The sequence below is a fragment of the Tepidimonas charontis genome (assembly GCF_007556685.1).
In the GTDB taxonomy this organism is placed as follows: domain Bacteria; phylum Pseudomonadota; class Gammaproteobacteria; order Burkholderiales; family Burkholderiaceae_C; genus Tepidimonas; species Tepidimonas charontis.
In genome coordinates, this window is record NZ_VJON01000101.1 from 1 (window position 1) to 951 (window position 951).

General features: G+C 65.0%; 1 protein-coding gene and 1 pseudogene. Both read left to right on the forward strand.

Going from position 1 to position 951, the window contains the following annotated elements:
* A pseudogene (locus Tchar_RS13860) lies at positions 1 to 126 on the forward strand (IS481 family transposase); the annotation flags it as partial.
* A 389-nt stretch (positions 127 to 515) separates the two neighbouring features.
* Positions 516 to 951: DUF4214 domain-containing protein (locus Tchar_RS13530; protein WP_144329492.1), on the forward strand; the 436-nt coding region annotated here is incomplete at its 3' end.

Consider the following 951-nt stretch of genomic DNA (forward strand, 5'->3'; position numbering starts at 1 on the left):
CGCCAAGCGCTTCACAGCTGGCAGCACCACTACAACTGGCATCGCCCGCACCACGGCATAGGCCGCGTCGCGCCTATGTCACAGCTTCCAGTTCTTCGGAACAACCTCTTGACGGCTCACACCTAGCCGACCGCAGCGGCGCGTGGCGGGCCATCGACCCGACCCTTGTCGGCACGCCCCCGCGCGTACCCGAGTGGGTGGGCTGGTCACTGGACAACCCCATGGCGTAGCGTAAAAGCCGCAGCCGCCTTGCGCGGTACATCCTGTTTGTGCAAACTCACGCGGGGCACTGTGGGCGGTGCCCCGCATCAATCGCGCCAACAGAAGGAAAACATGCCTATCACTAACGAGCAGCGCCTCAAGCTCATCGAGCTCTAAATCGGCTACTTTAATCGCGCGCCGGAGCAGTCTGGCCTCTGGACTACTGGACCGCACAACTGGGCAGCGCCCTGGCCCGCGGCGTCAGCGAGCGGGCCGCGCTGGCCGACATTGCCAACCAGTTCTACCAAGCTGGCTTGCAGTATGGCCTGTTCCGCGCCAGCGACAGCGCAGAGACGCTCATCCGCGCCGTGTACCGCAACGTCCTGGGGCGCGACGAAGTGGACCCCGGCGGGCTGGACTATTGGCGCCAGCAGCTCGATGCCGGGCGAGTCAGCCGCGGCGAATTCGTGCTGGCCGTCATCCAGGGCGCCAAGGACTATGTGGCCGCCGCCCCCGCCAACGACCCCTACAAATGGGTGGGCGACTATCTGAGCAAGCGTACCCAAGTCGGCGACATATTTGCCCGCAACTCTGTCGACCTGACGCCCGAGGAGGCCATCCGCCAGGGCCAGGCCATCATTGCCAACTACGTCACTCCGGACAAGGTCAAGCAAGGTCAAGTGGACCTGCAGGCCATCTATCAGGCCATCATCACCCCGCCCGCCGTCACCCCGACGCAACCCACCACCC